At 38.4% G+C, this 2,824-nt stretch carries 1 protein-coding gene; it reads left to right on the top strand.

Translation table 11 applies throughout. The features are described from left to right. Window positions 1-811: 811 nt before the first annotated feature. On the top strand, window positions 812-2,722 hold the full coding sequence (gene ltrA / locus HKO22_RS10565; RefSeq protein ID WP_169970502.1) for a group II intron reverse transcriptase/maturase: 1,911 nt from the start codon (window positions 812-814) through the stop codon (window positions 2,720-2,722). Window positions 2,723-2,824 lie beyond the last annotated feature (102 nt).

The raw sequence follows: 2,824 nt of genomic DNA, 5'->3' as shown, positions 1-2,824 counted from the left end.
AATAGTGTGACACGTTCTACGCCCAAAGCGGTAGGAATAACCGACAAAAGCGTAGCCTAAAGTCACAAATAATTTAATAATGTGGTTTTAGAGAACTGCATAACTGAAATTTCAAATGAAGGGGTAACGCCCTGAAGGGAATTCGCTAATACTCCGAATAGCGTTAGTTGAATACAGATGACTAAGGTTATAAGCTCGGAGAAGTCGTGCGAAGCACACCCTAAAGTAGAAATACTAGGAAAGATACCTAGAGGTAGGTGTTGTGTGTGACAGTGCGGGCGGGGTTGCCATATGGTTAGAATGACCAAATAGGCGGTCTGACAAAATTCCGAATGTACGGCTCTAAACGAATGGCTGGTAGAAATGCCAGTGTACCAATGGGTACGCAAGTGGGGTAAAGTAAAAGTTGTTAGTATGAAATACCCTCTGTGTTTACAGAACACAGGTATCTTGAGAAAACTCTTGAAGATAATACTTGCAGGGCTAAAGGAATGACCTAAGTGGTAACAATCCTAAGTTATGTGGAACGTGGAAAGCAACCAATACGGGAGCTGACTGTATCAGCGACAAAGTACCGTAGTTGTATCGAAAATGAAAAGGCTGAAAGAACCTTTTCTACAATAAGTGCATTTATGGTTGTGAGAGCAGTGGCACAGTACCGTTGAAGCCGTGATAATAAGCGGTGGAGGGATAGCCACAAGCCGATACTAAATTTTCTTTCATGTCTATATAGTAATCACCAAAAGGAGATTTTCATAGCTGTCGTGGTGCGACTAAGAAAAAATCATTCTCCGATAAGGAGTTGGTTACTATGGCAAAACGAATTGTAAATAAAGCAGAACGAAATGCAGAAAGGTATGACGCTAAAGAAATAGGCTATCAGCTTTATGAAGATAGCCTAAAAGGGAAGAGATTTGATAGGCTTATGCCAATGATTGTATCTGACCAAAACATCATACTTGCATATCGAAATATCTGCAAGAATAACGGGAGTAAAACTCCTGGTACAGATGGTAAAACAATTGTAGAAATACAGAAATTACCTATCGAAATGGTCATAAAAACCATCAGAAACAAGTTGAACTATTATCAACCACAGAAAGTCAGACGAGTAGAAATTCCGAAAGATAACGGAAAAGAAAGACCTCTTGGTATTCCGAGCATTTGGGACAGACTAATACAACAGTGTGTCTTACAGATACTAGAGCCAATCTGTGAAGCTAAGTTTCACGAAAGAAATAATGGTTTCAGACCATATAGGTCTACGCAAAACGCAATAGCACAGTGCTATAAAATGGCACAGATACAAAATCTGCACTTTGTTGTAGATGTAGACATTACAGGATTCTTTGATAATATTGACCACTCAAAACTTATCCGTCAGTTATGGGGATTGGGAGTACAGGACAGAAAGCTGATTATAATAATCAAGCAAATGTTAAAAGCGGACATTCTGTTTAATGACATAGTTATTACACCAGAAACAGGCACACCTCAAGGTGGTATTCTATCTCCGCTACTAGCTAATGTAGTGTTGAATGAACTGGACTGGTGGGTTGCTAATCAGTGGGAAATGTTCAAAATCAAAGAGGGAAGTACAGGCTACGAGTTTACAAAGGTTGATAATGAAGGAAACATACTCACAATAGACCGAACGCAGAAATGGAACAAACTCAGAGCAAAAACAAGATTGAAAGAAATGTATATTACTAGATATGCAGATGACTTCAAGATTTTTTGCAGAGATTATGCGACAGCTGTCAAGGTAATGAAGGCTACGAAGCTATGGTTGGCTGAAAATCTGCATTTGCAGACAAGTGATGAAAAATCAGGAATTACCAACCTTAGAAAGAACTACACGACTTTTCTTGGAATAAAATTCAAAGTAGTACCAAAAGGGGATAAATGGATTATTCGTTCCCATATGGCAGATAAGAGTAAAGTCAAGGTTATCAGTAAACTGGGGTCTGTTTGGAAAGATATTAAAAACCCAAGCAAACAAAGTGAATTAGATAAAAATATAAGTCTTTACAACGCTATGGTCATGGGAATGCACAATTATTACTGTATGGCAACGCTTGTGTCATCCGACTTTGCGGAAATAGCCTTTAAGGTTACAGGGAAAAGCAACGGAATGAATCATAATAAACGATGCTTTCCCATAGAGAAACAAGGTGAAATTACAAGCAAATACATCTTGGATAAGTACGGAAAGTCCAAACAATGTAGATGGATAAATGGTCGTATGATTGTTCCTGTCGGATATGTATCTTATGAATATCCAAAATATAAAAGACGTGATGTCAACAAATATGTGAGGAAATACTCAGACGCTGAAAACTGTATCAGCTTTGAAGTTATGAAGTATATGATGGAAAATGCTCATCTCTATCCTACATTAGAGATGGCAGATAATGCTCTTTCAAGGTATATAGCACAAAAAGGCAAATGTGCTGTTACGCATAATGCTTTGACCATTGTGGATATGGTCTGTGAACACATCAAGCCTTGCAAAGGAGAAAGAAACGATACTTACAGGAATTTAATTATTCTCTCAAAAGAAGTATCGGATTTGGTAGGAGAAGAAAATAGCAATAAAATAAGTAAGCTACTCAAAAATCTACCATTGACCAAAGAAATGCAAGATAAAATCAATAAGCTTCGTGAATACAGGGAGCTAGAAATGATACAATTCGAGGACTATATAGGCACTAAAAAGTAAGATTTAGCCGGTGGAACGCCGTGTGATGGGAAACTATCACGCACGGTGTGGAGCGGGGGAAAAGCCCGAGGTGGTAAAACCAGAGGCTTACCTATCGCTATT

Source organism: Peptoniphilus faecalis (genome assembly GCF_012976305.1).
Taxonomy (GTDB): domain Bacteria; phylum Bacillota; class Clostridia; order Tissierellales; family Peptoniphilaceae; genus Peptoniphilus_A; species Peptoniphilus_A faecalis.
The sequence above is the reverse complement of the archived record's forward strand: the minus strand, read 5'-3'. Positions and strand labels throughout refer to the sequence as shown.